Source organism: Rhodoferax sp., from assembly GCF_018063565.1.
Classification (GTDB): Bacteria; Pseudomonadota; Gammaproteobacteria; order Burkholderiales; family Burkholderiaceae_C; genus Rhodoferax.
Window position 1 is genome coordinate 21,000 of the sequence record NZ_JAGPBB010000005.1, and the last position, 24,981, is coordinate 45,980.

Sequence of the window (24,981 nt, forward strand, 5' to 3'; positions counted from 1 at the left end):
ACCTTAACCAGTTGGAAATACGGTTGTGAACCTGAATGCCAAAGTCACCCTGTTTTTTGTCAGCACCGCCGCTGGGTTGCTGGCGGTGCTGGTTGCGATCAGTTTGTATGCGTTTCACAGCTTCTTGATCGCATCTGCCACTGAGCACATCCGCACGGCGGGTGAGATCGTTCGGGTGCATTTGACCGAATCCATGATCAACGGGGTGATTGACAAGCGCGAACGGTTTCTGCAACGGCTGGTGGAAGTGCAGGGTTTGAAGTCGGCGCGGGTGATCCGTTCGCCAGAGGTGGAGCGTCAGTTCGGCAAGGGATTGGCGCGCGAAACGGCGGCCGATGACATGGAGCTCGCCGTGCTGCGGGAAGGTGCCCCCCGTTTCGAACTGGTCAGTGAGGGCGGAGAGTCTTTTTTCCGGGGCACCATTCCCTACATCGCCACGGCCAGTGGCACACCCAACTGCTTGCAGTGCCATCAGGTCGCCGAGGGCGCCGTGCTGGGTGCAGTCAGCATGAGCATGTCGGTGCAGGGGCTGAAAGAAAAGGCCGCCTACACGGTGACCGGCATTGCCGGTGCGGTGACGCTGTTTGCGTTGTTGCTGGTGCTGCTGTTGCGCCGACTTCTGCGTCCGATTTCAGAGACGGCAATTGCCGTGGAAGAAGCGGTTCAGAGTGCGCTGCGCGGCAACTTTCGCTCGCAGATCGAAAAGCGTACGAACGACGAGATTGGCCAGATTGCCACCGACATGAACCGCCTGCTGACCTTTCTGGATGATGGCCTCAACCGCATCGGTGGCCATGTGGCCCGTTTGACCGAGCGCACCCCGGCACCAGGAGAAAACCTGTTGACGGCCACCATCGAGATGGTCGAAGGCCTTACCAAGGCTGCACATTTCAAGCAGGCCATTGAAGAGGATGAGTCCAAATCCGAAATCTATCGCCGACTTTCAGGAACCCTGCAAGAACAGTTCTCCTTGGCTGAGTATTCGATTTACGAGATCAGCAGCAACAAGAAACAGATGCAGCCGATCCTGGTGGACGGGGAGAAGGCCGACGCCTGTCGCTGGTGCGACCCGGAGATCCTGGTGCGGCCTGACGCCTGCCGGGTGCGCAGGACCGGGCACATGGTGGACGGTATCAGTCAGGCTGACATCTGTTACGCGTTTCGTCCTCCTGCGGACCGGGGGCCGCGCCAACACGTGTGTTTTCCGATCATCCAGTCCGGCTCGGTTGGCAGTGTGGTACAGATTCTGGCCAAGCCGGAACAGCAGGCTGATTTGCTCGCCAAGGTGCCTTTTGTCAATGTGTACCTGCGGGAAACGGCACCGGTACTGGAGACCAAGCGCCTGATGGAGAGTCTGCGCGACTCGACGCTGCTGGACCCGATGACCGGACTGCACAACCGCCGATTCCTGGAGCAGTATGTTGACACCCTGGTGGCCGGTGTGCAGCGCAAGCAGGCCCATGTGGCGATCCTGATGCTCGATCTGGATTACTTCAAAATGGTCAACGACACCTATGGCCATGACGCGGGAGATGCCGTGCTCAAGGCTTTGTCGACGGTGCTCAAGCAGTCGGTGCGGGCCTCGGATCTGGTGATCCGTTATGGCGGCGAGGAGTTCCTCATCATTCTGGTGGACAGTGAGGGTGCCATGGCTGACCGAGTGGCGGAAAATATCCGTCTGGCGGTTGAAAATCTCAAAGTCCAGGTGGCCGGCATTGTGATCCAGAAGACGATTTCGATCGGCATTTCTGACTTTCCCAACGACAGCGAGACCTTCTGGCAGGCCGTCAAATTTGCCGATGTGGCCCTGTACCAGGCCAAGGAGCAAGGGCGCAACCGTGTCATTCGCTTCAACGCCGACATGTGGGCAGACTCCAAGAGTTATTGACCCCCGGTTTGAAGCGGCGCTAAACAAGGCGTGCTGGCAGCCACCCCCGCAAGCTGTTGATGAAGGCCAGGCCCTGCGCACGTTGCAGGTCAGTCCGGGTCAAGACCGCTTCCACCAGTTGACCCTGCGCCATCGCGCTGGCCCGAGCCACACCGGGCAACAAGCCACAGTGCTGAGCCGGTGTGTGCCAGCGCCCGTCCAGCAACAGCGCGATGTTGCCCCGGGTGCATTCGGTCAACTCCCCGCGTCGGTTCCATAGCAGCGTGTCAAACACCTCAGGTTCGGTCGGAGCGAAGGCCTCATAGTGTTCGCGCCGGGTGGTCTTGAAGCGGCTGAACTCAGCATCTGATTCATCAAAAAAAGTAGCAGCAAGCTTAATATTTATAGGCGTTTTTATCGCTTCCAATGCGTAAATCTCAAGGCGGGGACAACCTTGCACATCCAGCAACAGCCGCACCCGGCAGGGCTGTGCCTTTTGTGTTGCGGTCGCTTGCAGGGCGTTGCGAATGCGCGCTTCGTCAAACGGGTAGCCAAAATGCGCGGCGGCACCTGCCAGCCGCTGCAGGTGCAAGTCAAGCCTTTGAAAACGGCCGTCCTGCAGGCGCAGCGTTTCCAGCAGGTCAAATGGCGCGGCGGCGCGCAGCAAAAAAGCACGCTTGTGTTGCCACTCCTGCCATTCTGCAGCGGCACTGGCATCGGCCGTGATGCCGCTACCGATGCCACACTGGAGCTGCTGGCCACGTGCCGTGACGGTGCGAATGGCGACATTGAAGGTGGCGTGACCGCCCGGACGCACCACCCCGATGGCGCCGCAATACAGACCACGGGCCCGGGCCTCCAGGGCGGCAATCATCTGCATGGCACGCACCTTGGGTGCGCCGGTGATTGAGCCACACGGGAACAGCGCCGCAAAAACATCGGCCAGCGTGCAGCCGGGGCGCGTTTGTGCACTCACATCAGAGACCATCTGATGGACAGTCGCCAGGCTTTGCACCTTGAACAGCGCCGGCACCCGGACCGAATGGGGCATGGCAATACGTGACAGGTCGTTGCGCAGCAGGTCAACAATCATCACGTTTTCAGCGCGCTCCTTGGGTGACTCGGTCAGGCCCCTGGCCAGCGCCGCGTCCTGCGCCGGGCTGTGGCCACGCGGCGCAGTGCCTTTCATGGGACGCGTCAACAGGTGCAGACCGTCCCAGTCAAAAAACAGTTCCGGCGACACTGACAACACCTGCTCGTCACCGGTGTCGATGAAGGCGGCGTAAGCCTGCGGCTGAGCCAGTTGCAGGCGGGCAAACAGGGCCAGGGGCGTGTCTGACAAACGGCTGTGCAGCATGGCCGTGTAATTGATCTGATACAGCTCACCCGCAGCAATGGCGGCGTGGATCTCTGCCATCTGGCGGTCAAAACCGTCCCGGCTCAAGCTGCTGAGCCACGGTGCTGCTGGCGCAGGACTCGGCGCAGTGGCCGACTCCTTGGCTTCGGGCCAGGGTAGTGCCGTGTCAAAAACGGCAAACCAGGCCAGCGGGCCGTCCGGTGCATGGGTCAGCAGCGCTTTGTCAAAGGCACTGGCCGCCTCGTAACGCAAAAAACCCACACACCAGCGATCCTGTTGGGCCAGCGCCTGCACCTGATCCAGCAGTGGCTTGACCTGCGCCGGCGTGTGCGCCACCAGGGTCTGTGTGGGTGCGTCAAAGGCGCAGCGCAAGGCGGCGCTGCGGGCACCCTGCGGATCGCAGAAATCAATCAGGATCTGCATGATCAACCAGTCCGTTGGCACCCAACAGCAAGACACGATCGGCACGCGCAGCGGCCGTTCTGGAATGGGTGACCAGCACCATCGCGGCAGCGTGGTTGCGTGTTTGGCTTACCAGCGCGTCCATCACCCGCTCGGCGGTGCGCGGATCCAGGTTGCCGGTCGGTTCGTCGGCCAGCAGCAGTTTCGGGCGATGCACCAGTGCCCGCGCAATCGCCACGCGCTGCAGTTGCCCGCCGCTGAGCTGCTGCGGCAGACGCTCACCCAGGCCATCCAGGCCGACCTCGGCCAGCGCCACCTGCACGCGCTGGTGGTCGAGCTGGCCCAGCAGCATCAGCGGCAACGCCACGTTTTGCGTCACGCTCAAGTGCGGCAGAACATGAAAGGCCTGGAACACGAAGCCGGTTTTTTCACGACGCAAGCGCGCCAGTGCATCATCGCTCATACGGCTCAGGTCGTGACCGTCGAGCAGCACCTGACCCTGGTCCCAGTGGTCGAGTCCCGCCATGCAATTGAGCAGGGTGGATTTGCCGACACCCGATTCACCGATGATCGCGACAAACTCCCCGGGTTCGACCCGCAGCGAGACATGACTGAACACCGGCACTTCGCCATACCGTTTGCCAAGGTCGTGCACGATCAGGCTCATGCGAGACGGTCGATGAATTGCTGCGCCAATGTCAGGACTTGCGCCTGCGCGTCTGCCGCGTCACAGGCCACCACGCGGCGCTCGCGCATGCTGCGCAGCCAGGTGATCTGACGTTTGGCCAACTGGCGGGTGGCAAAAATACCCTTGTCGCGCAACTCGCTGGCCGGCATGTCGCCGTCCAGGCTGGCCCAGGCCTGGCGGTAACCCACGCAGCGCATGGCGGGCAGGTCAGGGTGCAGGTCGCCACGCGCGCGCAAGGCCTGCACCTCGTCGAGCAGACCGGTGGCCAGCATGGTCTCGAAACGCTGGGCAATTCGCTGGTGCAGCCAGGCCCGATCCTGTGGTTCCAGAGAAATCAGCCCATCGGTGGGGGTTATGTCATTTGCATCGAATTGGCTTCCAGCGCTTTTTGGGCATGCCTTTGATGCTATGGATCTTGTGGTGTGAAAACTCGACAGCGGGCGCCCCGAAATGCGGTACACCTCCAGTGCGCGGGCGATCCTCTGCGTGTCCAGTGGTGCCAGGCGTGTCGCCGTGATCGGGTCCAGCTGTGCCAGTTCGGCGTGCAAGGCCGGCCAACCTTTGTCGGCAGCCTCCTGTTCAATCGCCTGGCGTACCAGTGGGTCCGCGCCCGGCATGTCGTCCAGGCCATCACGCAAGGCCTTGAAATACAGCATGGTGCCACCTACCAGCAAGGGCACCTTGCCGCGTGCGCGGATGTCGGCCATGCAGGCACGCGCGTCGCGCACAAACTCGGCTGCACTGTAGGCGTTCAACGGATCACGGATGTTGATCAGATGGTGCGGTACCGCGGCCAGTTCGGCCGGTGTGGGTTTGGCGGTGCCGATGTCCATGCCACGGTACACGAGCGCCGAGTCGACGCTGATGATTTCCACCGGGTGCAGGCGGCCGATGGCCAGTGCGGCAGCCGTTTTGCCGGAGGCGGTGGGTCCGGCCAGCGCCAGATAAGGGGGCAAGGCGGTCTGTCGGTCAGCGGCAGCGAAGGGTTCGGTCAATGGTGGCATGGGCAGGCAGGTTTTAACCCCGATGTTACGCAGGCGGGACCACCAGGCAGGCGCTGTGGTCTTGCATTTGATGTTTGCTTGCAGCACGGTAATATGCATGACCTGAGGTTCGCCCGATACCCAACACCAGTGTGAGAGTTGACATGCCCTTGAAACCAGACGCCAGACCTGCCGGCGCAGCCAAACCCTTGCGGGCGGGTTGACCATGCGATTGTTTCAGTGGCGTTCTTTGAAAACCCGGGTGGCCTTGATCTCGCTGCTCATTTTTATGTGCAGCATCTGGGTGCTGTCGTTTTTTGCCGGGCGCGTCCTGCGCGAGGACCTGCAGAACGTGTTGGGTGAGCAGCAGTTGTCGACCGTCTCGGTGTTTGCCCGTCAGATCAACGACGATCTCAATGAGCGCCTGCAGTCACTTCAAGCCATCACCCATCAGATCACGCCCACCGTGCTGGGCGATGCAGCGGCTTTGCAAACGCTCCTGGAGCAGCGCCCGTTGCTGCTGTTACTGTTTAACGGCGGAGCCTGGGTGGCACGCAGCGATGGCACCGCGATCGCCGACATTCCCCGGTCGGCGCAGCGAATCGGCACCAACTACCTCCACGTGGATGTCATTGCCACGGCTTTGCAGCAGGGCAAGGCGTCGGTGAGCCGTCCCATGCAAGGCAGAAAGCTGTTGACGCCGGTGGTTGCCATGGCGGTACCGATCCGTGGTCCGACCGGTCAGGTGATTGGCGTTTTGGTGGGTGTGACCGATCTGGCTAAACCCAATTTTCTCGACACCGTCACGCAGAGCCAATATGGAAAAACAGGGGGCTATCTGTTGATGGATCGGCAACACCATTTTTTCGTCACGGCGACTGACAAGAGCCGCATCATGCAGCCGCTACCGGCATCCGGCCTGAACGTGATGCACGACCGGTATATGCAGGGTTTTGAAGGATACGGTACAGCCCTCAGCTCCCGTGGTGTTCTGGAGCTGACGGCCTCCGCCAACATTCCGGCGGCCGACTGGTTTCTGGTGGCGGCACTGCCAGCGCGTGAAGCCTTCGCGCCGGTTGACCATCTGCTGCAGCGTTTGTGGTTGGGTGCCCTGCTGGTCACGTTGCTGGCGGGCGCGCTGACGTGGTGGCTGATGCATCGCATGTTGCGGCAACAGTTGGCGCCCATGGTCAATGCCAGTCGCACGCTGAACACGCTTGCCCTCGGCGATCAGCCCGCGCAGCCTTTGCCGGTGACCAGTCAGGATGAAATCGGTGAACTGATCGGTGGTTTCAATCGCTTGCTCGAGACTTTGAACGAGCGCGAGCAGGTGCTGCGCGAAAGTGAAGTGCGCTGGAAATTTGCCATAGAGGGCGTGGGTGACGGTCTTTGGGACTGGCATTTACAGACTGGTGAGGCATTCTTTTCGCGCCGCTACAAGGAAATGCTGGGTTATGCCGAGGAGGAGATTGGCAGTACGGCAGACGAGTGGGTCAAACGCATTCACCCGGAGGACGCACCCGGTGTGATGGCTGAAATACAGCCCTATCTGGACGGCAAACCCGGCCCGGTCACCGTTGAATTCCGGATGTTGTGCAAGGACGGTCGCTGGCAGTGGTTCATGGGACGCGGGCTGGTTGTCAGCCGCGATGCTGAGGGCAGACCCCTGCGCATGATCGGCACCAATACGGATATCACCGAGCGTCGGCAGGCGGTGAAGAAACTCCAGCTCGCAGCCAGTGTTTTCAGTCATGCCCGTGAAGGCATCACCATCACCGATGCGGACGGTGTCATCATCGATGTCAATGCGGCGTTCACCCGTATCACCGGCTACTCGCGTGACGAAGCTCTTGGCCAAAGCCCGAGCATGCTCAGTTCGGGGCGCCAGGATAGGGCTTTCTATGCCGCCATGTGGCAGGCCCTGATCGACCAGGGCCACTGGACCGGGGAAATATGGAACCGGCGCAAAGATGGTCTTGTGATTGCCGAGTTGCTGACCATCAGTGCGGTGTCTGACGCCCAGGGTCGGACCCAGCAGTATGTTGCCCTGTTTTCTGACATCACCGAGATCAAGGAACACGAGCATCAGCTCGATCGCATGGCGCACTTCGATGCACTCACCAGTCTGCCCAACCGCCGACTGCTGGCTGACCGTTTGCAGCAGGCCCTGGTGCAGGCGGTGCGGCGCGGCCAGACACTGGCGCTGGCTTACCTCGATCTGGATGGGTTCAAGCTGATCAACGACACCCATGGTCATGCGGTGGGTGACCAGTTGCTGATTGCGCTGGCGACCCGCATGAAGCAGGCGCTGCGCGAAGGGGACACCATTGCGCGCATCAGCGGCGATGAGTTTGTCGCCATGCTGGTTGACTTGAGCGATACCGCTGCCAGTGTGCCCCTGCTGCATCGCCTGCTCGCAGCAGTGGGTGAGCCGGTTCAGGTGGGTGGACTGAGTGTTCAGGTCTCGGCCAGTCTGGGGGTGACCTTCTTTCCGCAGGAGCAGGACATCGAGGCCGACCAGTTGTTGCGGCAGGCCGATCAGGCGATGTACCAGGCCAAGGTGGCCGGCAAGAATCGCTATCACGTGTTTGATGCCGCCCACGACAGTCATTTGCGCGGGCACCATGAAAGCCTCGAGCGCATTCGTCTGGCTTTGAGCAATGGTGAGTTTGTATTGTATTACCAGCCCAAAGTGAACATGCGCAGCGGACAGGTGGTGGGTGTGGAGGCACTGATCCGCTGGCAGCATCCGCAACGGGGCCTGTTGTCACCCGCACTGTTTCTGCCGGTAATCGAAGACGACCCATTGGCTGTGGATGTGGGCGAATGGGTCATTGACACGGCGTTGACCCAGATCGAGCTTTGGCAGGCCGCTGGACTGAGAACCTCGGTCAGTGTCAATATCGGGGCACGCCAGTTGCAGCAGCATGATTTTGTCGAGCGCCTGCGCGCCCAATTGTCGGCGCATCCCCAAGTGCAACCCGACCAGCTTGAACTCGAGGTGCTCGAGACCAGTGCACTGGCCGACATTGCTCAGGTGTCCAACGTGATAGAGGCGTGTGCGGCGCTGGGGGTAATGTTTGCACTGGACGACTTTGGCACCGGCTATTCATCACTCACCTACCTCAAGCGCCTGCGTGTGGCGTTGCTCAAGATTGACCAGAGTTTTGTGCGCGACATGCTGGACGACCCGGATGATCTGGCGATTTTGCAGGGCGTGATCGGTTTGGCCGACGCTTTCAAGCGGCAGGTCATCGCCGAAGGGGTGGAAACCGTGGCCCACGGCACCATGCTGTTGCAACTGGGCTGCGAGCTGGCGCAAGGGTATGGCATTGCGCGTCCCATGCCGGCCGACCAGCTGCCGCCCTGGGTATCGGGCTGGCAACCGGACGACGCCTGGTCGTGCCTGCCCTGGCTGGGCGGTCTGGATCAGATGTCGGAGCAATAACCGCGCAGCTATCCGCCGTGCCGCTGCACCAGCGTCCAGGCAGATGCCGCAATCAGCGCACTCCAGAACCAAACCCCCAGCGTCAGTGGCAGTACCGTGCCGTCCATGTGGGTGCCGAGCCAGAATCCCATGGCGAAGGCGCACAACATCATCAAAAAGCCGTTGACCGCAGACGCCGCGCCGGCAGCCTGCGGAAATGGCCCGACCGCGCCACTCTGGCCACAGGGCTGATGGATGCCATGGCCAATCATGAACAGAAGCTGTGGCAACAGGATGCTCCAGACGCTGATCACGCCGTTCAGGGTCAACAGCGCCATCAATGTGCCGCCACTGATCGACAGCCCGCCGGCCAGCGCCACCGAGCGGCGAACGCCAAAACGGCCGATCCAGCTGCGGCACACGAAGGTGCCACCGATGTAGGCGACCGAGTTGACAAACATCACCAGTCCATACTGTGTCTTGCTCAAGCCCAGCACACCGATAAAGACGAACGATGACGCGGCCAGAAAGGTGAAAAGGCCGCCGTATGACGCCGCAGACAGGGCAGAAAACGCCAGAAAAGTGCGGTTGCGCAGAATGCTCTGCCAGGTCGATAGCAGCGTCGGCAAGCGCAGTGCCTGCGGGTTCCTGTTGGGCACGGTCTCTTCAAACTTCAGTGCCACCACCGCCAGACTGACCGCGCCAAACACGGCCAGTGCCAACAGCGCGTAGCGCCAGTTCAGCACATCGGTCAGCAGCCCCCCCAGCGGTGCACTCATGCAGGCAATCAGGCCCAGGCCGCTGAGTCCCTTGCTCATGACGCGCGCGCCCTGGGTGGGTGCATACAGGTCACGAACAATGGCGCGCGCGCACATCACACCGGCACCCATGGCAACACCTTGTACGGTGCGCCAGACGATCAGCCAGAACATGCCGGGCGCCAGCGTGGCGCCGACAGAGGCCAGCACATAGGCCGCCATGCCGATCAGCAAAATGGGCCTGCGACCGTATTGGTCTGACAGCGGCCCCCACACCAGCTGCGACAGGCCAAACGCCAGCAGCAGCGCGGTGAGGGTGAGTTGCGCCTGCGGCATCGGCGCCCCCAGCTCGGCGGTGAGCACCGGCAAAGCCGGCAGGTACAGATCGGTGGTGACGGGCTGCAGGCCCAAAAGCAGCGAGAGCAGCAACACGATCACGCCGGGCTGCATCGGGATAAGAGTCGGTTTGGACGGCATGGCTTTGAGCGTAGCAGATCAGGGTTTTGCCAGACGCTGCGAGGCGCAGCCGGGGTTTTGAAGGTCACAATCTGCCACTGTCTGAATTGTGGGGAATTGTCATGGCAATCGGCTGGTTGACGGTCTTGAAAATGGTGCCTTGGGCGGATGTGATTGAAAACGCGCCCAAGGTGGCGATCGGCGCGAAGAAACTCTGGGACAAGGTGGGCAAGAAGCCCGCCGCACCGGAGCTGGCCCCCACGGTGGTGTCCAGCACGCCAGAGCCAACCCTGGCACAGCTGCGCGACCAGGTGGCGGCACTGCAACAGGTCACCGAAGATTTGCATCAGCAGATGCTGGACTCGACCGAACTGATCAAGACACTTGCCGAGCAGAACACCCAACTGGTGAAACGGGTGGAATCCAACCGCAAGCGGCTGCTGTGGCTGGCCTTGCTGCTGTTGCTGCTGGCTGGCTGGTCGGTGATGAAGTTTTATTGATAGCACACTTCTCTCTTTCAATAAGCGCCAAGGGCTGATTTTGTTCACGAAAGCGCCGGAACGCCCACCCGTTGACGCTGCGCCGCCACGTGGTTTCATGGTGCTGCATGGCAACCGTCTGGAGGACTTGCGCGACCTGCTGGTGCAGTACCTGCAGGCACATCCGCTGCCACCGCTGGTGCCCGAAGTCATCCTGCTCCAAAGCAATGGCATGAAACACTGGCTGGAACTCGCCCTTGCCGATGACGCGGCGCTGGGCGTCTGCGCCGCGACCCGCATGGTCTTGCCCAGCAGTTACCTGTGGCAGATGTACCGCACGGTGCTGGGTGCCGATGCGGTGCCATCCCGGATGCCGTTTGACAAGGCCGCGCTGCTTTGGCGGCTGCTGCGTTTGCTGCCAGCATTGTGCGAAACCCGCCCGGTGTACGCACCTTTAAAACGCTATCTGTCGGGCGACAACGCGCCGCGCAAGCTGTACCAGCTGGCGCTGCAGATTGCCGACGTGCTGGACGCCTACCAGAGCTATCGCGCCGACTGGTTGTCCGACTGGGCGGGTGGGCTGGACCAGCTGCGCGGGCCGCTGGGCCAGTCACAGGCTTTGGCACCTGAGCACGCCTGGCAGGCGCAACTGTGGCGCGACCTTCGCACCGATGTGGGGGAAGGCTTGGCCGAGGCCTCGCGCGCCAGTGTTCACGAACGATTCTTGGCCGCCCTGAGTAATTTGAGTAGCTCTGAAAACAAGAGCTCTCAGCGCACGTCCGGATTGCCGCAACGCTTGATTGTGTTTGGAATCTCATCGCTGTCGATGCAGTCGGTGCAGGCGCTTGCCGGACTGGGCCAAGTGTGCCAGGTACTGATGCTGGTGCAAAACCCGTGTCAATATTACTGGGGCGACCTGGTGGAGGGCCATGCCCAGCTGCGTCAGCAGGTGCGCCGACGCCAGCCGGTCAAGCCTCAGCCGGAACTGGTGACCACTGCCTCGCACCCCCTGCTGGCGTCGTGGGGGAAGCAGGGGCGCGACTACCTGCATTTGCTCGATGGTTTTGACCAGCCCGAGCAGTACCGGGCGCACTGGCAACGGGTGGACGTGTTTGTCGATCCTGCGGGTGAACCTGCGACACAGCTGGCGCAGCTGCAGTCGGCCATCCTGAACCTGACGCCACCACCGCCCGCACCGGTGGCGCAACCGATCGATGGCTCGATTGAATTCGTTACCGCCCACAGCGCCCAGCGCGAGCTGGAAGTGTTGCAGGACCATCTGCTGGCCTGGCTGGACGCCGATCCTGCCTTGCAAGCGCGCGAGGTCATGGTGATGGTGCCTGACATGGCGGTCTTTGCGCCGCATATCCATGCGGTGTTTGGCCGCTTCACGCCGGGGCAGCCGCGTCATGTGCCGTACTCGGTGGCCGATACCCCGGCGTGCCTGAGCCCGCTGGTACAGGCGTTGACGCAGCTGCTGAACCTGCCCGAGGCGCGTTTGACGCTGGCTGAATGGCTGAGCCTGTTTGAGGTGGCGGCGGTGCGCACCCGGTTTGGCCTGGATGCGGCGGGGGTGCAGCAAATTCAGAGCTGGCTGCAGACGGCCGGTGTGCGCTGGGGGCTCGATGCGGCGCACCGCCTGGCCTGGGGTTTACCGCCAGGCGCACCGGATCTGGCGCATAACACCTGGGCATTCGGTCTGCGCCGGCTGCTGTTGGGCTACGCGCTCGGCCCGGTGGCGGGCGCTTGGGAAAGCGGTGCTGACGGGCTGTGGCAGGGCACGCTGGCACAACCGGCCATGAGCGGGCTGGACGGCCCGCTCATGTCTGCGTTGCTGGACTGGATCAACGCCATCAGCCAAACCCTGCCCATGCTGCAGGCTGAACACTGCCCGGCGCAGTGGGGGCAGACCCTGCGTGCGCTGGTGGCGCGCTTTTTTGCCAGTGGCGATGACACGCAGGAGCTTGCCATCGGCCGCCTGCTGGCCCCGCTGGACGACTGGCTGCAAGCCTGCGAAGACGCGCAGCTCGACACCCCGCTGCCGCTGCAGGTGGTGCGTGAGCACTGGTTGTCCAAACTTTCCGAGGCGGGTCTGCAGCAACGCTTTTTTGGCGGCGGTGTGCAGTTTGGCACGCTGATGCCGATGCGCTCGATTCCGTTCAAGGTGATCGCGCTGCTCGGCATGAACGACGGCGCTTACCCACGGGTGCAGGCGGCGCGTGATTTTGATTTGATGGCCAGCAGCTGGCGAGCCGGTGACCGCTCGCGCCGCGAGGACGACCGTTACCTGTTTCTGGAAGCGCTGTTGTCGGCACGGGAAAAGCTCTATGTGAGCTGGCAGGGTCACAGTGCGGCAGACAACAGCGCCCGCCCGCCCTCGGTGCTGGTGGCGCAGCTGCTCGATACGGTCAACGCCTGCTGGAGCCCGCCGCATCAGCCGCAGGCGCAGCCCTTGCAACCGTTTTCCAACGCCTATTTTGAGGCCGGTTCGGGCTTTGCCACCTATGCCGAAGATTGGCAGCGAGTCCGGCTTCCAGCGCTTGCTGAATCAGCGGATGAAGCGCCTGAAAAATTAGTCAATCCGGCGCTGGCCAGCGCCATCGCCCCTGCCCCCCAGGTGCTGACTTTGGGCGACCTGCAGTGCCTCCTGCGCCAGCCGGTCGAGGTGTTTTTGCGCCATCGGCTGCAAGTCGAGTTTGATGGCCTGGACGAGCTGGAGCAGGAAGACGAGCCGTTTGCGCTGAATCATCTGCAACAGCATCGGCTGGGCGCAGCGCTGCTGCAGTCGGGTGCGCACGCGCAGGCGCTGGCGCAATTGCGCGGCGCCGGTGTGTTGCCCTTGGCCGGGTTTGGCCTGCGTGTCGGGCAAGACCTGTTGGAGCAGGCGCAGGCCGTGTGGCAGGCGCAAAACGCCTGGCTGCAGCGTTATCCGCAAGCGCTTGACGCGGTGACGGTGGACCTGCTGCTGGAGCCGGGCCTCAGCCTGAGCGGTGTCCTGTCCGGCCTGCATGCTGTAGCCGAGGTTGAGGCTGCACGTGCACCGTGTCTCCAGTTGGCGGCCCGAACCGGGGCCGTGCTGGAGGGCAAACCCGGTGCCCGGATGGCACGCGGTCATACCCTGGCCGGTTTGTGGGTGCGACACCTGGCGGGCTGCGCCAGCGGGCTGACGCTGACCAGTGTGCAATTGGGCGTCGATGGTGCGGTGGTGTTGCGGCCACTGGCGCCGGATGCAGCGCTAAGGCTGCTCCAGCCGTTGGCCCAAAGTTACCTTGCGGCCTGGGAACAGCCCTTGCCGTTGGCCTGCAAAACCGCCTGGGCTTATCTGCAAACGCTGCAGCACAATCCGGCGCTGCTGGCGGCCGGCAAACCCGCCAAAGACCCGCATGAGGTGGCGCGGGTGGTCTTCGAGGGTGGTCAGTACGGGGGTGAGCTGGCCGAGTCGGCTTACCTGCAACGGGTGTTTGAAATCTATGGGCAGCTGCAGCCGGGTTTGCCACACTGGGCGCAGCGGCTGTACGGTGAATTGCTGGCCCACTGCGAACTTCTGCCTGAGGGGTTGCCGTGATGCTGCACACCCTTGACCCGTTGACGCTGCCTTTGAACGGCTTGCAGCTGATCGAAGCCTCAGCCGGCACCGGCAAGACTTTCACCTTGGCGGCGCTGTATGTGCGGCTGGTGCTGGGGCACGGAGCGGGCAGCGGGCCACTGGGGCCGGGGCTGTTTCCGCCGCAGATTCTGGTGATGACCTTTACCGATGCCGCCACCGCCGAGCTCCGTGAACGCATCCGTGAACGGCTGGCGCAGGCGGCACGCTTTTTCCAGACCGGTGACCGGGGCGCAGCGGACGACTTTTTGCTGGCGCTGCAAGGCCAGGTCGACCCGGGGCAATGGCCGCTGTGCGCCTGGCGGCTGGACATGGCGGCGCAGTGGATGGACGATGCGGCGATTTTTACCATCCACGGCTGGAGCAGCCGCATGCTCAAAACCCATGCCTTTGACAGTGCCAGCCTGTTCACCCAGAACCGGGTCGAAGACGCCGAGCGCCTGCAGCTGATGGCCACGCGGGATTACTGGCGCCGCTGGTTTTATGCGCTGGACGCCCACGCGCTGGGTGCGCTCAAAGTCTTGGGTGACACCCCGCAGGCGCTGCTGGTGCGGCTGCAGGCGCGCTGGAAAGCCTCCGAGCGCGCGCCGCAGTCCGATGTCCCTGCGCCTGAGCCCCCCGACAGGCTACTGGAGCGTTGGTCGGTCTGGCAACAGCAGCGCATGCCGCTGGAATCACTGGCACGCCAGGGCTGGCGCGACGACGTGATCCAGGCGCTGCAGGCAGCCGCTGCCGCCAAAACCCTCAAGGGCTACCGCAGCGACTGGCTGGGCGGCTGGTTGGCCAAAATGGCCGCCTGGGCGCAGGGCGAAGAGATTGAGCCAGAGGTGCTGGCGCGCTTCAGCCGTGCCACGCTGCTGGCCAAAGGCTGGTTGGATGCGGCCCGCTGGCCGGTGCTGGCGGACATCGAGGCGCTGCACACGCATGGGCTGGGCGAGCCCGAGGTCGCCGACACCTTGCTGGCGCACGCCGCGCAGGCCGTGTTGCGCGACTACCAGCGCGCCAAGGCACAAGCGGCGCAGTTTGATTTTTCGGATTTGCTTCAAAACCTGTACCACGCCTTGCAGGCACCGGATGGGCGTCTGGCAGCAGCCATTGCGGCACAGTATCCGGTGGCGCTGGTCGATGAGTTTCAGGACACCGACCCCTGGCAGTTTGGAGCCTTGCGCAGAATCTATAGCTGTAAACCAAATCAAGATGTGCGCTGCAGCCCAATTTTCCATGAAACTGTGACGTATCAAGGTGAGGCGGGCACGGTGCCCGCATCGCTGGGCCTGATCATGATTGGTGACCCCAAGCAGGCTATTTACAGCTTTCGCGGTGCCGACCTGGCCACCTATCTGCAGGCGCGCGAGCAGGCCCAGGGCATTTACACGCTGCCGGGCAATTACCGCTCCACCCCCGCGGTGGTGACGGCCGTCAGCCGGATGTTTGCCCAGGCCGACGCGCCCTTTGGTAGCGTTCCCTTTGTGGCGGTCAAAGCCTGCAATCACCAGGTGCGGCCACTGCAGGTCGCGGGTCAAACCCAGGTGGCGCTGACGGTGTGGCATGTGCCTTTTGAAAAGACACCGACCAAGGACGACTTTTTACAGGCGCTGTCGGCCGTCTTTGCCAGCCAGATGGTGACCTTGTTGCAGAGTGCGGCAGCCCGTCCCGGCGACATGGCAGTGCTGGTGCGCGACCGGCATGAGGCGACCGCGATTCGCGCGGCGCTGTCCGCGCGCTCGGTGCGCAGCGTTTATCTGTCCGAGCGCAACAGCGTTTATGCCAGTCAACAGGCCCATGATTTGTGGCGGATCCTGCGCGCGGTGGCACAGCCCGGTGCCAGCCGCCTGGTGCGCGCAGCGCTGGCCACGCCCACCTGGGCCTTGAGCTGGTCGGCGCTGGATGCGCTGCTGGCCGACGAGGCGGGCTGGGACGCCCAGGTGGAGCAGTTCATGCAATGGCAGCAGGTCTGGCAGGCGCAGGGTTTTTTGCCCATGCTGTACCGCCTGCTGCACGATCAGGGGCTGGCGGCGCGCCTGTTGCAGCGCAGCACCCAAGGCGAGCGCGAGCTGACCAATCTGCTGCATCTGGGGGAGTTGCTGCAGGCCGCAAGCCTGGCGCTGCAAGGTGAGGGCGCGTTGATTCGTTATCTGGAGGCGCAGTTGCGCCACCCGCAGGCCAGCGGTGACGCCGCGCAGCTGCGTCTGGAGAGCGACGCGCAGCTGGTGCAGGTGGTGACGGTGCACAAGTCCAAGGGGCTGGAATACCCGCTGGTGTTTTTACCCTTTGTTTCGCTGTACCGGGCCGCGGAAAAAGACGCCGACCGACCCGACGCCGAGCGTCTGGCCGAAGACATCCGCCTGTTGTATGTGGCACTCACCCGCGCCCGGCAGGCGCTGTGGCTGGGCGTGGCGCAGGTGCGCGGCGATGTGGACGGCCCCAACCCGCAGCCCAAAAGCGCCGTGTCCCGGCTGCTGGGTCGCCGCGTGCCGGGTGACCTGTGGGAGCGCCTGCAGACGTGGGTTTGTGCTGACGTCCAAGTGCAGGCCGCACCGCGGCCCAGCGGGGCGAGTTACCAGCCGGTGCAGGGCCATGCCCCCACACCGCAACCGGCCCTTCAGCCACAGCGCCGGTTGACGCAGCGCTGGTGGAGTGCCAGCTTCAGCGCCCTGACGCGCGGGCTGATGCCGCACGGCATGGCAGACTTGCCCACCGAGCGCGATGAAAAAATGGGCGATGCCCAGCTCGATGCAACCACGCCGGATGAACTGCCGCTTGCCCTGATGGGCGGCGGACCAGGCGCGCCCGGTAGCGATTTGCTGGCCATCGAGCCGGCGTTCAACAGCTTTCCTGCCGGTAGCCGTTACGGCACCTTGTTGCACGATCTGCTGGAGTGGCAGGCTGCCCAGGGGTGGCTCGCAGCGTCTGCGCCTGCCGACCCGGCGCTGACCCAGGCATGGGATGCCTCGCTGGCGCGGCTGGGCCAGCGCCTGAACCTGGAGCCGCAACACGGCGCCCTGCTGGACCCCTGGATACGCGCCATTTTGCTATCCAATATGCCGCTAGCGCATAAAGATAAAGTATCTGATGCTATTCAATTAGGATCGATTCCGACTGAGCACTGCTGGCCCGAGATGGCCTTTACCCTGCCGGTCCAGCGGTTGGCCAGCCAACGCCTGGATCAGCTGATCGGGCAACATCTGTGGCCAGGTCAACCGCGTGCCGCCCTGCCGCGCCAGGCACTGGAGGGCATGTTGACCGGGTTCATGGATCTGGTGTTTGTGCATCAGGGGCGCTACTACGTGCTCGACTACAAATCCAACCGTTTGCCGGACTACAGCGGGGTACAGCTGCAGCAGGCCATGCTGGCGCATCGTTACGATGTGCAGGCCGCACTGTATGTGCTGGCGCTGCACCGCTTGCTGCGCTCCCGTCTGGGCCCGAGCTATGACTACGAGCGACACATGGGCGGCGCCCTGTACCTGTTTTTACGCGGTATTGACCAGCCCGGGGGTGGCCTGTTGCCATTGCAGCCGCCGCGTGCGCTGATTGAGGCGCTGGATCAGGCGTTTGGCGCGACGGCGCGACTGGAGGTCGCCTGATGGTGCTGCGTGATCTAACTGCCGACGCGCCTGAACTGCCCTTGAATGCGCTGGACCTGGCGTTCGCAGAATTCTTGCAGCAGTCCCAGCCCAGCGATGACCCGCGCCACGCCTGGTTGGCCGCGCTGGTGAGTCACCAGTTTGGACGGGGCCATGCCTGTCTGGATCTGGATCAATGGCGTCAGCACGGAGTCCGGAGCCTGGGCTGGGAGGCCCAACTGCAAGAACTGCTGCCGCTTGATCTGGCGCTGGCCGCTGACCGCTTGCCGTGGTGCGTTGGGCCGTCCAGCCCGCTGGTGCTGGACGGCGCGCGCCTGTATCTGCGGCGCAACTGGCAGGCCGAACAAAGTATTCGGGCCTCGATCCTGGCCCGGCTGGCGCAACCCTGCCCGGTGCCGCCCACGCTGGCCCCAGCGTTGGATGCCCTGTTTGGCACGGCATCCGACCGGGGCAGTCGTGGCCCGGACTGGCAAAAAGTGGCCTGTGCGCTGGCTGCGCGCCGGCGCTTCACCCTGATTACCGGCGGCCCGGGTACCGGCAAAACCACCACCGTGGTGCGTCTGCTGGCACTGCTGCAGTCGCAGGCGATGGCTGATGCCGGGGGCAGACCCTTGCGCATGGCGCTGGCCGCACCCACCGGCAAGGCAGCAGCACGGTTGGGTGAGTCGGTCGCTCGCGCCGTCAAACAGCTGCCCGCCGCCATGCAGCAGCACATCCCGACCCAGGCGCAAACCCTGCATAAACTGCTGCAGGTGCGTACCGCGGTGCAGGCAGTTGCGGCACCGGCGCTGGCACTTGACGTGGTGGTGGTGGATGAAGCGTCAATGATTGACCTGGAGCTGATGGCGCGGCTGCTGGCCTGTGTACCCCTGTCGGCCAGCCTGATCCTGCTGGGTGACAAAGACCAGCTGGCCTCGGTCGAAGCCGGTGCGGTGATGGGGCAACTGTGCGGCCAGGCGCAGGCCGGTGGCTATGACGGCGAAACGCTGGACTGGGTGCATGCGGTGACGGGGCAGGACATCAGTGCCTGGCGCGGCAGTGGCCCGGTGCTGGCGCAACAGACCGTGATGTTGCGCCACAGCCACCGCTTTGCCGCCGACAGTCTGATTGGCCAGTGGGCCAGCGCGGTCAACGCCGGTGAGCGCCAAACCGTGGCCGGTTTGTGGGACGCCACGCCGCCCTGGCAGGCCCGCGCACCCGCCAGTGTGACCCGGCTGGAGCCACGCCTTGGCTTTGACAGCCAACTGGCGGCGCTGGTTCGGGTGGGCTGGCACGGCTGGCTGGCCGATTTGCAGGCACTGGCCGATCAGGACTGCAGCGATGCGCAGGCGCTGGCGCTGCTGCAGGCGCTGGGGCGGTTTCAGCTGCTGTGTGCGCTGCGCGATGGCCCCTGGGGGGTGACGGCGATCAACCGGGGCATTGCAAGGGCGCTGGGCCAACCCGTCGAGGGCTGGTTTGCCGGGCGTCCGGTGATGGTGACCCGCAATGACTACAACCTGGGTTTGATGAACGGCGACATCGGGCTGTGTCTGCCCACGGCGCGTGGTTTGCGGGTGGTGTTCGCCCAGGCCGTGCCGGATGGCGGCCTGCAGCTGCACTGGGTGTTGCCAAGCCGGCTGGACGCCGTGGAAACCGTGTTTGCCATGACGGTCCACAAGTCCCAGGGTTCCGAATTCGACCATGTGGCTCTGGTGCTGCCAGAGCGCATCGCGCCGGTGCTGACGCGGGAACTGCTCTACACCGGCATCACCCGCGCCAAACAACAGTTGACGCTGGTCGTGCCGCAGGCGGGTGTGCTGCGTCAGGCAGCGGCGCAGAAGATACTGCGCAGCGGTGGCCTGTCCATGGCGTCCCAGTCCACTTGAACCCGGAGTCCGTATGAAGATAACGCTGATGCAAACGCTTGCGCGTTTTTTTGTCCTGATTTCCGTTGGCACCAGTTTGGCCCTGGGCCAAACGGTCAGCGGGCTGTCGGGCAAAGCTGCAGCCATGGTCGGCCCGGAGGCGGGTCTGTGGGATGCCGGCCAGGGTTTCCAGTTTGATCTGGGAAAAAAGAAACGCCTGAAAGCGCGCCAGTCGGTCAGTGGCATCGCGTGCCAGATCACCAGCGCTGCACCAGGGCGGTGTTTGCTGGTGTTCGACGAAGGGGCGCAGGCGCGCTATGCCACGCTCGCGGAAGGCCACTTGCAGCCCGAGGGGGAGGCGGTGGCATTTCCAGGGCGCAGCGGGGAGCTCGACGCTGAGGGGGCTGCGAGCGACGGGCGTTTTGTCTACATCACCGGTTCGCATTCGGCCAAGCGGGCTGACTGCGCCAGCAACCCCGACAGTCGCTGGGTGGTCCGGGCGCCGTTGAACGCCGACCCGATGCGGGTGGATGTGTCGGCTGCGGTCAGCAGTGCCAAACTGTGGACCCTGATGCTGGCACACCCTGAGTTGCAGCCTTTCGTCGGCGAGAACAAATGCCTGGGCACCGAGCGACCCGCCAAGGCACCGCAACGGCAAGGTCAGCAAGGCATCAACATAGAAGGTCTGGCGGTGCGCGACGGCCTGCTTTACTTTGGTTTGCGCGGGCCGGTGATCGGTGGGCAGGCGCGGGTGCTGTCGTTGCCAGCGGATGCATTGTTTGTCGCTGCGGCGGATCAGGCGGCAGCGCCCCGGCTCCAGGTCAGCCTGCTGGCACTGGGGGCACAGCGTGGCATCCGTGACATGGTGGCGGTGTCGGATGGTGTGCTGCTACTGGCCGGACCGGATGATGATGACCGTAGCCAGGAGGCAGGTTGGGCGGTGTTCTGGTGGGATGGTCGACCTGGCCATACGGGTCAGCCGCCCCGACTTTTGGCCGGTCTGGATCTGAGTCAGGTCAAACTGCGGGCTTGTGACGTCACCATCAAGCCTGAGGCGATGACGGTCTGGGCTGAAACCGCCACCGCCTACCGGCTGCTGATCCTGTCGGATGGCTTGTGTGACGGTGGCGCGCTGGTCTTTACCGTGCCACGCTGATGCCAGCGCCCATTGACAGACTCAAGTGGACTGCGCGCGGGCGGCAAGCCGCAGGTGCGTCGCCATGGCCTCGGCCAGCAAGCTGGCGCTGGCTTCCGGTAGACGGGCGGCGTCAAATCCGATGTTCAGGATCAGCTGGTTCTGGTAAGTGCTGGCCGCGGTGAACAGGGTCTGATAGGGCATCGGACACAACGCAAAGGAAATTGCCTCCACCGCCGGGTCTTCGCTCACCGTGTCGACCACGCCCAGGTTGCTGACCATGGTATTGGGCAGCGAAGCCAGCGATTTTTTTCGGAAAGCCGCCATGTGCTCAGGTAAAACGGGTGCGCCGTTGAGTCCGAACATGTGGTAGAGCAGGTGGCCTTCACCACGGGCGATCTGCCGTCGAGTCTGGCTGATGACGTCTCGCGCCAGGTCCCAAATGTCGGTGTCTGCGCCGACCCGAAAGGTGTTGGAGATCAACGAGGTAAAAAACCCGGTCGGTGCGGTGGGTTGGGCCGGCTGCAGATGTTGGCGCAAGTCCACCGGACAAGACAATAAGAACACCGTCGACGGTGCATCGGGCTGTAACTGGCACTGCGCCAACAACTGGGCCGCACACAGCAGACCGTGTACGCTGCTGCCACGTGCTCGGGCCTGGGTGATCAAGGCCTGGGTGAGCTCGGCATCCAAGCGCTGGCGCAGCCAGCGGGGCCGCCGCTCGGATGCCTCGGCGGCCAGCCAGGGGATGGGCGGCACCGCGCCATGACGCCGGTAGTCATCGATCAAGGTGGCTTTGAGTTGTTTTGCGGCCTCGGGCTGCTCGGTCCAGCGAAACTGCGGTGGAAACGCATCGACCATGGCTGGCAATGCAGCGGGGCGCGCAGCCTGCGACGTGGCGGCCGGCGCGGCCAGCAGGCGCAGCAGGCGCGCCAGCATGGCGCTGCCGGAGCGGCCGTCGGCAATCGCATGGTGAAAACTCAAGCCCAGCACCGAGCGTGCGGGCGCGACAAGCTCCAGATACAGGCAACGCATCAAGGGTGCAGTGCCGGTGGCAAAGGGCTGCGAGAGTTCGTGCTCGATCCAGCCCTGCCAGTCCTGTGCGCCACACCGCCGGATTTGCAGCGTGACGGGCTGGCCCGGAGCGGGTTCAAAGCGCAGGCCTGTGGTGTCGGTCCAGCTGATGCTGGCTTGCAACAGCTGGTTTTCCTGCTGGATCAGGTCCAGTGCCGCCTGAATGCGCCCGGGCTCAAGATGCCCGGTGCGCTCGGCAAACACCACAAAGTTCATGCACGAGATGTGGTCTTGCAGAAAGAAAAAAGCCTCACCCGGATCAAGCGGGCGGGGCAGAGTTGCGGCGGCTAAGGCCGCTGTCATTCGTCACCCGCCAGCGATGCCACCGGCACACAGGAGCAGAACAGGTTGCGGTCGCCATACACATTGTCAATGCGTCCCACTGGCGGCCAGTACTTGCTTTGCTTCAATGCAGGCACTGGAAATGCCGCCAGCGCTCGTGAATAGGGCTTTGACCACTCTGATTCAAGGAGCGTCGCGGCGGTGTGCGGGGCGTTTTTCAAAGGGTTGTTGTCGCGCGGCCAGAGGCCTTGCTCGACCTGGGCAATTTCACCACGGATGGCAATCATGGCGTTGATGAAGCGGTCAAGTTCGTCCAGCGTCTCGCTCTCGGTGGGTTCAACCATCAGCGTGCCTGGCACCGGAAAGCTCAAGGTGGGCGCGTGAAAGCCGTAGTCCATCAGCCGCTTGCTCACGTCCTCGGCGCTGACGCCGTTGGCACCACCGGTGGCGTCTTTGAGGGGGCGCACATCCAGAATACATTCGTGCGCCACCCGGCCCGGTTTGCCATCCGCTGGCAGGCTGCTGTAAAGCGTGGGGAAATGCTCGGCCAAGCGGGCGCTGATGTAGTTGGCACTCAAAATGGCAGTTTCGCTGGCGGCTTTCAGGCCTTCGGCACCCATCATGCGGCAGTACATCCAGCTGATGGGCAACACCGCAGCGTTACCCAGCGGTGCGGCAGATACGGCACCCACCTGCGGGACATTGGCGGCATTGGACTTGTCAGCCTGACTGGACAGCGTGCCCGTGGCGTGGCCCGGCAAGAACGGCACCAGATCGGCCACCACACACACCGGGCCGACACCGGGGCCACCGCCGCCGTGCGGAATGCAAAAGGTCTTGTGCAGGTTCAGGTGGCTCACGTCGCCGCCAAACTCGCCCGGTGCGGCCAGTCCTACCAACGCGTTCATGTTGGCACCGTCCACATACACGCGTCCACCATGGCGGTGCACCAGCGCACAGAGTTCCTTCACCTGGGTCTCGAACACACCATGGGTGCTGGGGTAGGTGATCATCATCGCGGCCAGGTTGGCGCTGTGCTGCTCACATTTGGCTTGCAGGTCAGCCATGTCCACGTTGCCATGCGCATCGCAGGCGGTCACCACCACCTTCATGCCGACCATGGTGGCGCTGGCCGGGTTGGTGCCGTGAGCGCTGCTGGGGATTAGACAGATGTTGCGCTGGCTTTGCCCGCGCGAGGCGTGAAAGGCGCGAATCGCCAGCATGCCGGCGTATTCGCCCTGGCTGCCGGCGTTGGGTTGCAAACTGACACCAGCGTAACCCGTGGCTTGGCACAACCAGCTGCGCAACTGGGCGTCGAGCTCGGCATAGCCTTGGCGCTGGTCGGCCGGGGCAAAGGGGTGGATGTGGGCAAACTCGGGCCAGGTGATGGGGATCATCTCACTGGTGGCGTTGAGCTTCATGGTGCAACTGCCCAGCGGAATCATGCTGCGGTCCAGCGCCAGATCAAAGTCGCTCAGACGGCGGATGTAGCGCAACATGCTGGTCTCGGAATGGTGGCTATTGAACACCGGATGGGTCAAAAAGGCACTGCTGCGGCGCAGCTCGGCCGGGATCAGCGGCGCGGCGCTGGCCACAAGGTCTTCCACCTTGGGCAGGGCCTGGCCAGGTTTGGCAAACAGTTGCCACAACAGCGAAATGTCCTCGCGGGTGGTGGCTTCATCGAGCGAAATTCCCAGAAATCCGTCCCATGCCATTTGCAGGTTAACGCCAATATCCACGGCCTTCTTTGCTATGCTTATTGAATCTTCCCCGGCACGCACGGAAAGGGTATCAAAGACTTGCAGGCTTGCACCACGGTGGCTTAGGGTGTAGCCCATGGCGTGCAAACCTTTGGCCAGCACCGCGGTGAAGGTGGCCACGCGCTGCGCGATGCGCGTCAGGCCGACCGGGCCATGGTAGACCGCATACATACTGGCAATCACCGCCGGCAGCACCTGCGCGGTGCAGATGTTGGAGGTGGCTTTTTCACGGCGAATGTGCTGCTCGCGGGTTTGCAGCGCCAGCCGGTAGGCCGGGTTGCCGTGGGCATCCACACTCACGCCCACCAGGCGCCCGGGCATGGAGCGCTTGAACTCGTCGCGGCAGGCCATGTAGGCGGCGTGCGGGCCACCATTGCCCATGGGCATGCCAAAACGCTGCGTGCTGCCAATGGCAATGTCGGCACCCATTTCGCCAGGCGGCACCAGCAGCGTGAGCGCCAGCAAGTCGGCGGCGACGATAAAGGCGGCTTGCTTGGTGTGCGCCTGGGCAATGGCGCTGCGCAGGTCGCTGATGGCACCGCTGCCGCTGGGGTATTGGTCCAGCGCGGCAAAGTAGTCACGGCTGGACAGCCAGTCGTCCCACTCCTGTGCGTTCATGGCCACCAGCACCTCGATGCCCAGCGGCTCGGCGCGGGTCTGGATGACCTCAATGGTTTGCGGGTGGCAGTCGCCGCTGACGATGAAGGTATTGCTCTTGTTTTTGACGCTGCGTTGCGCCAGCGTCATGGCTTCGGCAGCGGCTGTGGCCTCGTCGAGCATGGACGCATTGGCCATGGGCAGTGCGGTCAGGTCACAAATCATGGTCTGGAAATTGACCAGCGCCTCCATGCGACCTTGACTGATCTCGGCCTGATACGGCGTGTAGGCGGTGTACCAGGCCGGGTTCTCCAGAATGTTGCGCAGGATCACACCGGGTGTGTGCGTGCCGTAATAACCCTGGCCGATGAAGCTCTTGAACACCTTGTTCTTGGCGGCAATGGCTTTGAGCTCGGCAAGCGCTGCGGCCTCGGTGATGGCCGGCGGGATGTCCATGGGACGACTGCGGGCGATGGCGGGCGGCACGATCTCGTCCATCAGCGCCTGGCGCGACGGTGCACCCACGGCAGCCAGCATCACCGCCTCGTCGGCAGCACTGATGCCGATGTGTCGGGCCATGAATTCAGACGGGTTTTCGAGACTGGAGAGGAGGGATTGATCTGACATGATGTTGGGTGAGTTGGGGGCTAATCGATCAAACACGAGGTAGCCATTGGGGGG

13 protein-coding genes are annotated in these 24,981 nt (G+C 63.5%); 7 read left to right on the plus strand and 6 right to left on the minus strand.

The features are described 5' to 3' along the window. Nucleotides 1-25 precede the first annotated feature (25 nt). Nucleotides 26-1,888 carry a GGDEF domain-containing protein gene (locus KBF66_RS02285; protein ID WP_296651556.1) on the plus strand — a complete coding sequence of 621 codons (1,863 nt, stop codon included), beginning with the start codon at nucleotides 26-28 and terminating at the stop codon, nucleotides 1,886-1,888. A gap of 19 nt (nucleotides 1,889-1,907) precedes the next feature. Here the strand turns inward: KBF66_RS02285 and pabB are convergent, their stop codons facing one another. Genes pabB through miaA form a run of 3 tightly spaced genes read right to left on the minus strand, consistent with a single transcriptional unit; the run spans nucleotide 1,908 to nucleotide 5,318 of the window. Then, nucleotides 1,908-3,647 (minus strand): aminodeoxychorismate synthase component I, encoded by a 1,740-nt coding sequence (pabB, locus tag KBF66_RS02290; RefSeq protein WP_296651559.1) that lies wholly within the window; start codon nucleotides 3,645-3,647, stop codon nucleotides 1,908-1,910. Next, nucleotides 3,631-4,293 (minus strand): ABC transporter ATP-binding protein, encoded by a 663-nt coding sequence (locus KBF66_RS02295; protein ID WP_296651563.1) that lies wholly within the window; start codon nucleotides 4,291-4,293, stop codon nucleotides 3,631-3,633. The genes pabB and KBF66_RS02295 overlap by 17 nt, the downstream gene beginning before the upstream one ends. Next, the gene (gene miaA / locus KBF66_RS02300) at nucleotides 4,290-5,318 is read right to left on the minus strand and encodes a tRNA (adenosine(37)-N6)-dimethylallyltransferase MiaA (protein WP_296651566.1); all 1,029 of its coding nucleotides are present in this window, start codon (nucleotides 5,316-5,318) and stop codon (nucleotides 4,290-4,292) included. The genes KBF66_RS02295 and miaA overlap by 4 nt, the downstream gene beginning before the upstream one ends. 205 nt (nucleotides 5,319-5,523) lie before the next feature. On the opposite strand from miaA, the gene KBF66_RS02305 reads away from it, so the two are divergent. Further along, complete coding sequence (locus KBF66_RS02305) at nucleotides 5,524-8,745, plus strand: EAL domain-containing protein (RefSeq protein ID WP_296651569.1); 3,222 nt, start codon at nucleotides 5,524-5,526, stop codon at nucleotides 8,743-8,745. 8 nt (nucleotides 8,746-8,753) lie between these two features. On the opposite strand, the gene KBF66_RS02310 is transcribed toward KBF66_RS02305, so the two are convergent. Further along, a complete protein-coding gene (locus KBF66_RS02310; protein WP_296651573.1) occupies nucleotides 8,754-9,959 on the minus strand; it encodes a multidrug effflux MFS transporter in 1,206 nt (401 codons plus the stop codon). 101 nt (nucleotides 9,960-10,060) lie between these two features. Between KBF66_RS02310 and KBF66_RS02315 the strand changes: the two genes are divergently transcribed. From KBF66_RS02315 to KBF66_RS02335, 5 genes are read left to right on the plus strand one after another with little or no spacing between them, the layout of a single operon-like run. Continuing rightward, the gene (locus KBF66_RS02315; protein ID WP_296651576.1) at nucleotides 10,061-10,438 is read left to right on the plus strand and encodes a hypothetical protein; all 378 of its coding nucleotides are present in this window, start codon (nucleotides 10,061-10,063) and stop codon (nucleotides 10,436-10,438) included. 40 nt (nucleotides 10,439-10,478) lie between these two features. After that, the gene (gene recC, locus KBF66_RS02320) at nucleotides 10,479-13,982 is read left to right on the plus strand and encodes an exodeoxyribonuclease V subunit gamma (protein ID WP_296651579.1); all 3,504 of its coding nucleotides are present in this window, start codon (nucleotides 10,479-10,481) and stop codon (nucleotides 13,980-13,982) included. Then, entirely contained in the window at nucleotides 13,982-17,608 is a 3,627-nt protein-coding gene (recB, locus tag KBF66_RS02325; protein WP_296651737.1) for an exodeoxyribonuclease V subunit beta, read from the plus strand. The genes recC and recB overlap by 1 nt, the downstream gene beginning before the upstream one ends. Then, on the plus strand, nucleotides 17,608-19,473 hold the full coding sequence (gene recD / locus KBF66_RS02330; protein ID WP_296651584.1) for an exodeoxyribonuclease V subunit alpha: 1,866 nt from the start codon (nucleotides 17,608-17,610) through the stop codon (nucleotides 19,471-19,473). Before recB ends, recD begins: the two co-directional genes overlap by 1 nt. A 13-nt stretch (nucleotides 19,474-19,486) precedes the next feature. Then, on the plus strand, nucleotides 19,487-20,608 hold the full coding sequence (locus KBF66_RS02335; protein WP_296651587.1) for a DUF3616 domain-containing protein: 1,122 nt from the start codon (nucleotides 19,487-19,489) through the stop codon (nucleotides 20,606-20,608). A 21-nt stretch (nucleotides 20,609-20,629) separates the two neighbouring features. Here KBF66_RS02335 and KBF66_RS02340 read toward each other — a convergent pair whose 3' ends face one another. Together KBF66_RS02340 and gcvP are read right to left on the minus strand one after the other, a co-directional pair. After that, nucleotides 20,630-21,964, minus strand: a complete 1,335-nt coding sequence (locus KBF66_RS02340) for a hypothetical protein (RefSeq protein ID WP_296651591.1) — start codon at nucleotides 21,962-21,964, stop codon at nucleotides 20,630-20,632. Next, nucleotides 21,961-24,927: an aminomethyl-transferring glycine dehydrogenase gene (gene gcvP, locus KBF66_RS02345; protein WP_296651594.1), complete on the minus strand. Its 2,967-nt coding sequence runs from the start codon at nucleotides 24,925-24,927 to the stop codon at nucleotides 21,961-21,963. Before gcvP ends, KBF66_RS02340 begins: the two co-directional genes overlap by 4 nt. Nucleotides 24,928-24,981 lie beyond the last annotated feature (54 nt).

What these genes read in the sequence shown, in the direction of transcription:
- pabB (WP_296651559.1), bottom strand. Translation starts at nt 3,647, where the DNA reads ATGCAGATCCTGATTGATTTCTGCGATCCGCAGGGTGCCCGCAGCGCC.
- KBF66_RS02295 (WP_296651563.1), bottom strand. Translation starts at nt 4,293, where the DNA reads ATGAGCCTGATCGTGCACGACCTTGGCAAACGGTATGGCGAAGTGCCG.
- miaA (WP_296651566.1), bottom strand. Translation starts at nt 5,318, where the DNA reads ATGCCACCATTGACCGAACCCTTCGCTGCCGCTGACCGACAGACCGCC.
- KBF66_RS02305 (WP_296651569.1), top strand. Translation starts at nt 5,524, where the DNA reads ATGCGATTGTTTCAGTGGCGTTCTTTGAAAACCCGGGTGGCCTTGATC.
- KBF66_RS02310 (WP_296651573.1), bottom strand. Translation starts at nt 9,959, where the DNA reads ATGCCGTCCAAACCGACTCTTATCCCGATGCAGCCCGGCGTGATCGTG.
- KBF66_RS02315 (WP_296651576.1), top strand. Translation starts at nt 10,061, where the DNA reads ATGGCAATCGGCTGGTTGACGGTCTTGAAAATGGTGCCTTGGGCGGAT.
- recB (WP_296651737.1), top strand. Translation starts at nt 13,982, where the DNA reads ATGCTGCACACCCTTGACCCGTTGACGCTGCCTTTGAACGGCTTGCAG.
- recD (WP_296651584.1), top strand. Translation starts at nt 17,608, where the DNA reads ATGGTGCTGCGTGATCTAACTGCCGACGCGCCTGAACTGCCCTTGAAT.
- KBF66_RS02335 (WP_296651587.1), top strand. Translation starts at nt 19,487, where the DNA reads ATGAAGATAACGCTGATGCAAACGCTTGCGCGTTTTTTTGTCCTGATT.
- KBF66_RS02340 (WP_296651591.1), bottom strand. Translation starts at nt 21,964, where the DNA reads ATGACAGCGGCCTTAGCCGCCGCAACTCTGCCCCGCCCGCTTGATCCG.
- gcvP (WP_296651594.1), bottom strand. Translation starts at nt 24,927, where the DNA reads ATGTCAGATCAATCCCTCCTCTCCAGTCTCGAAAACCCGTCTGAATTC.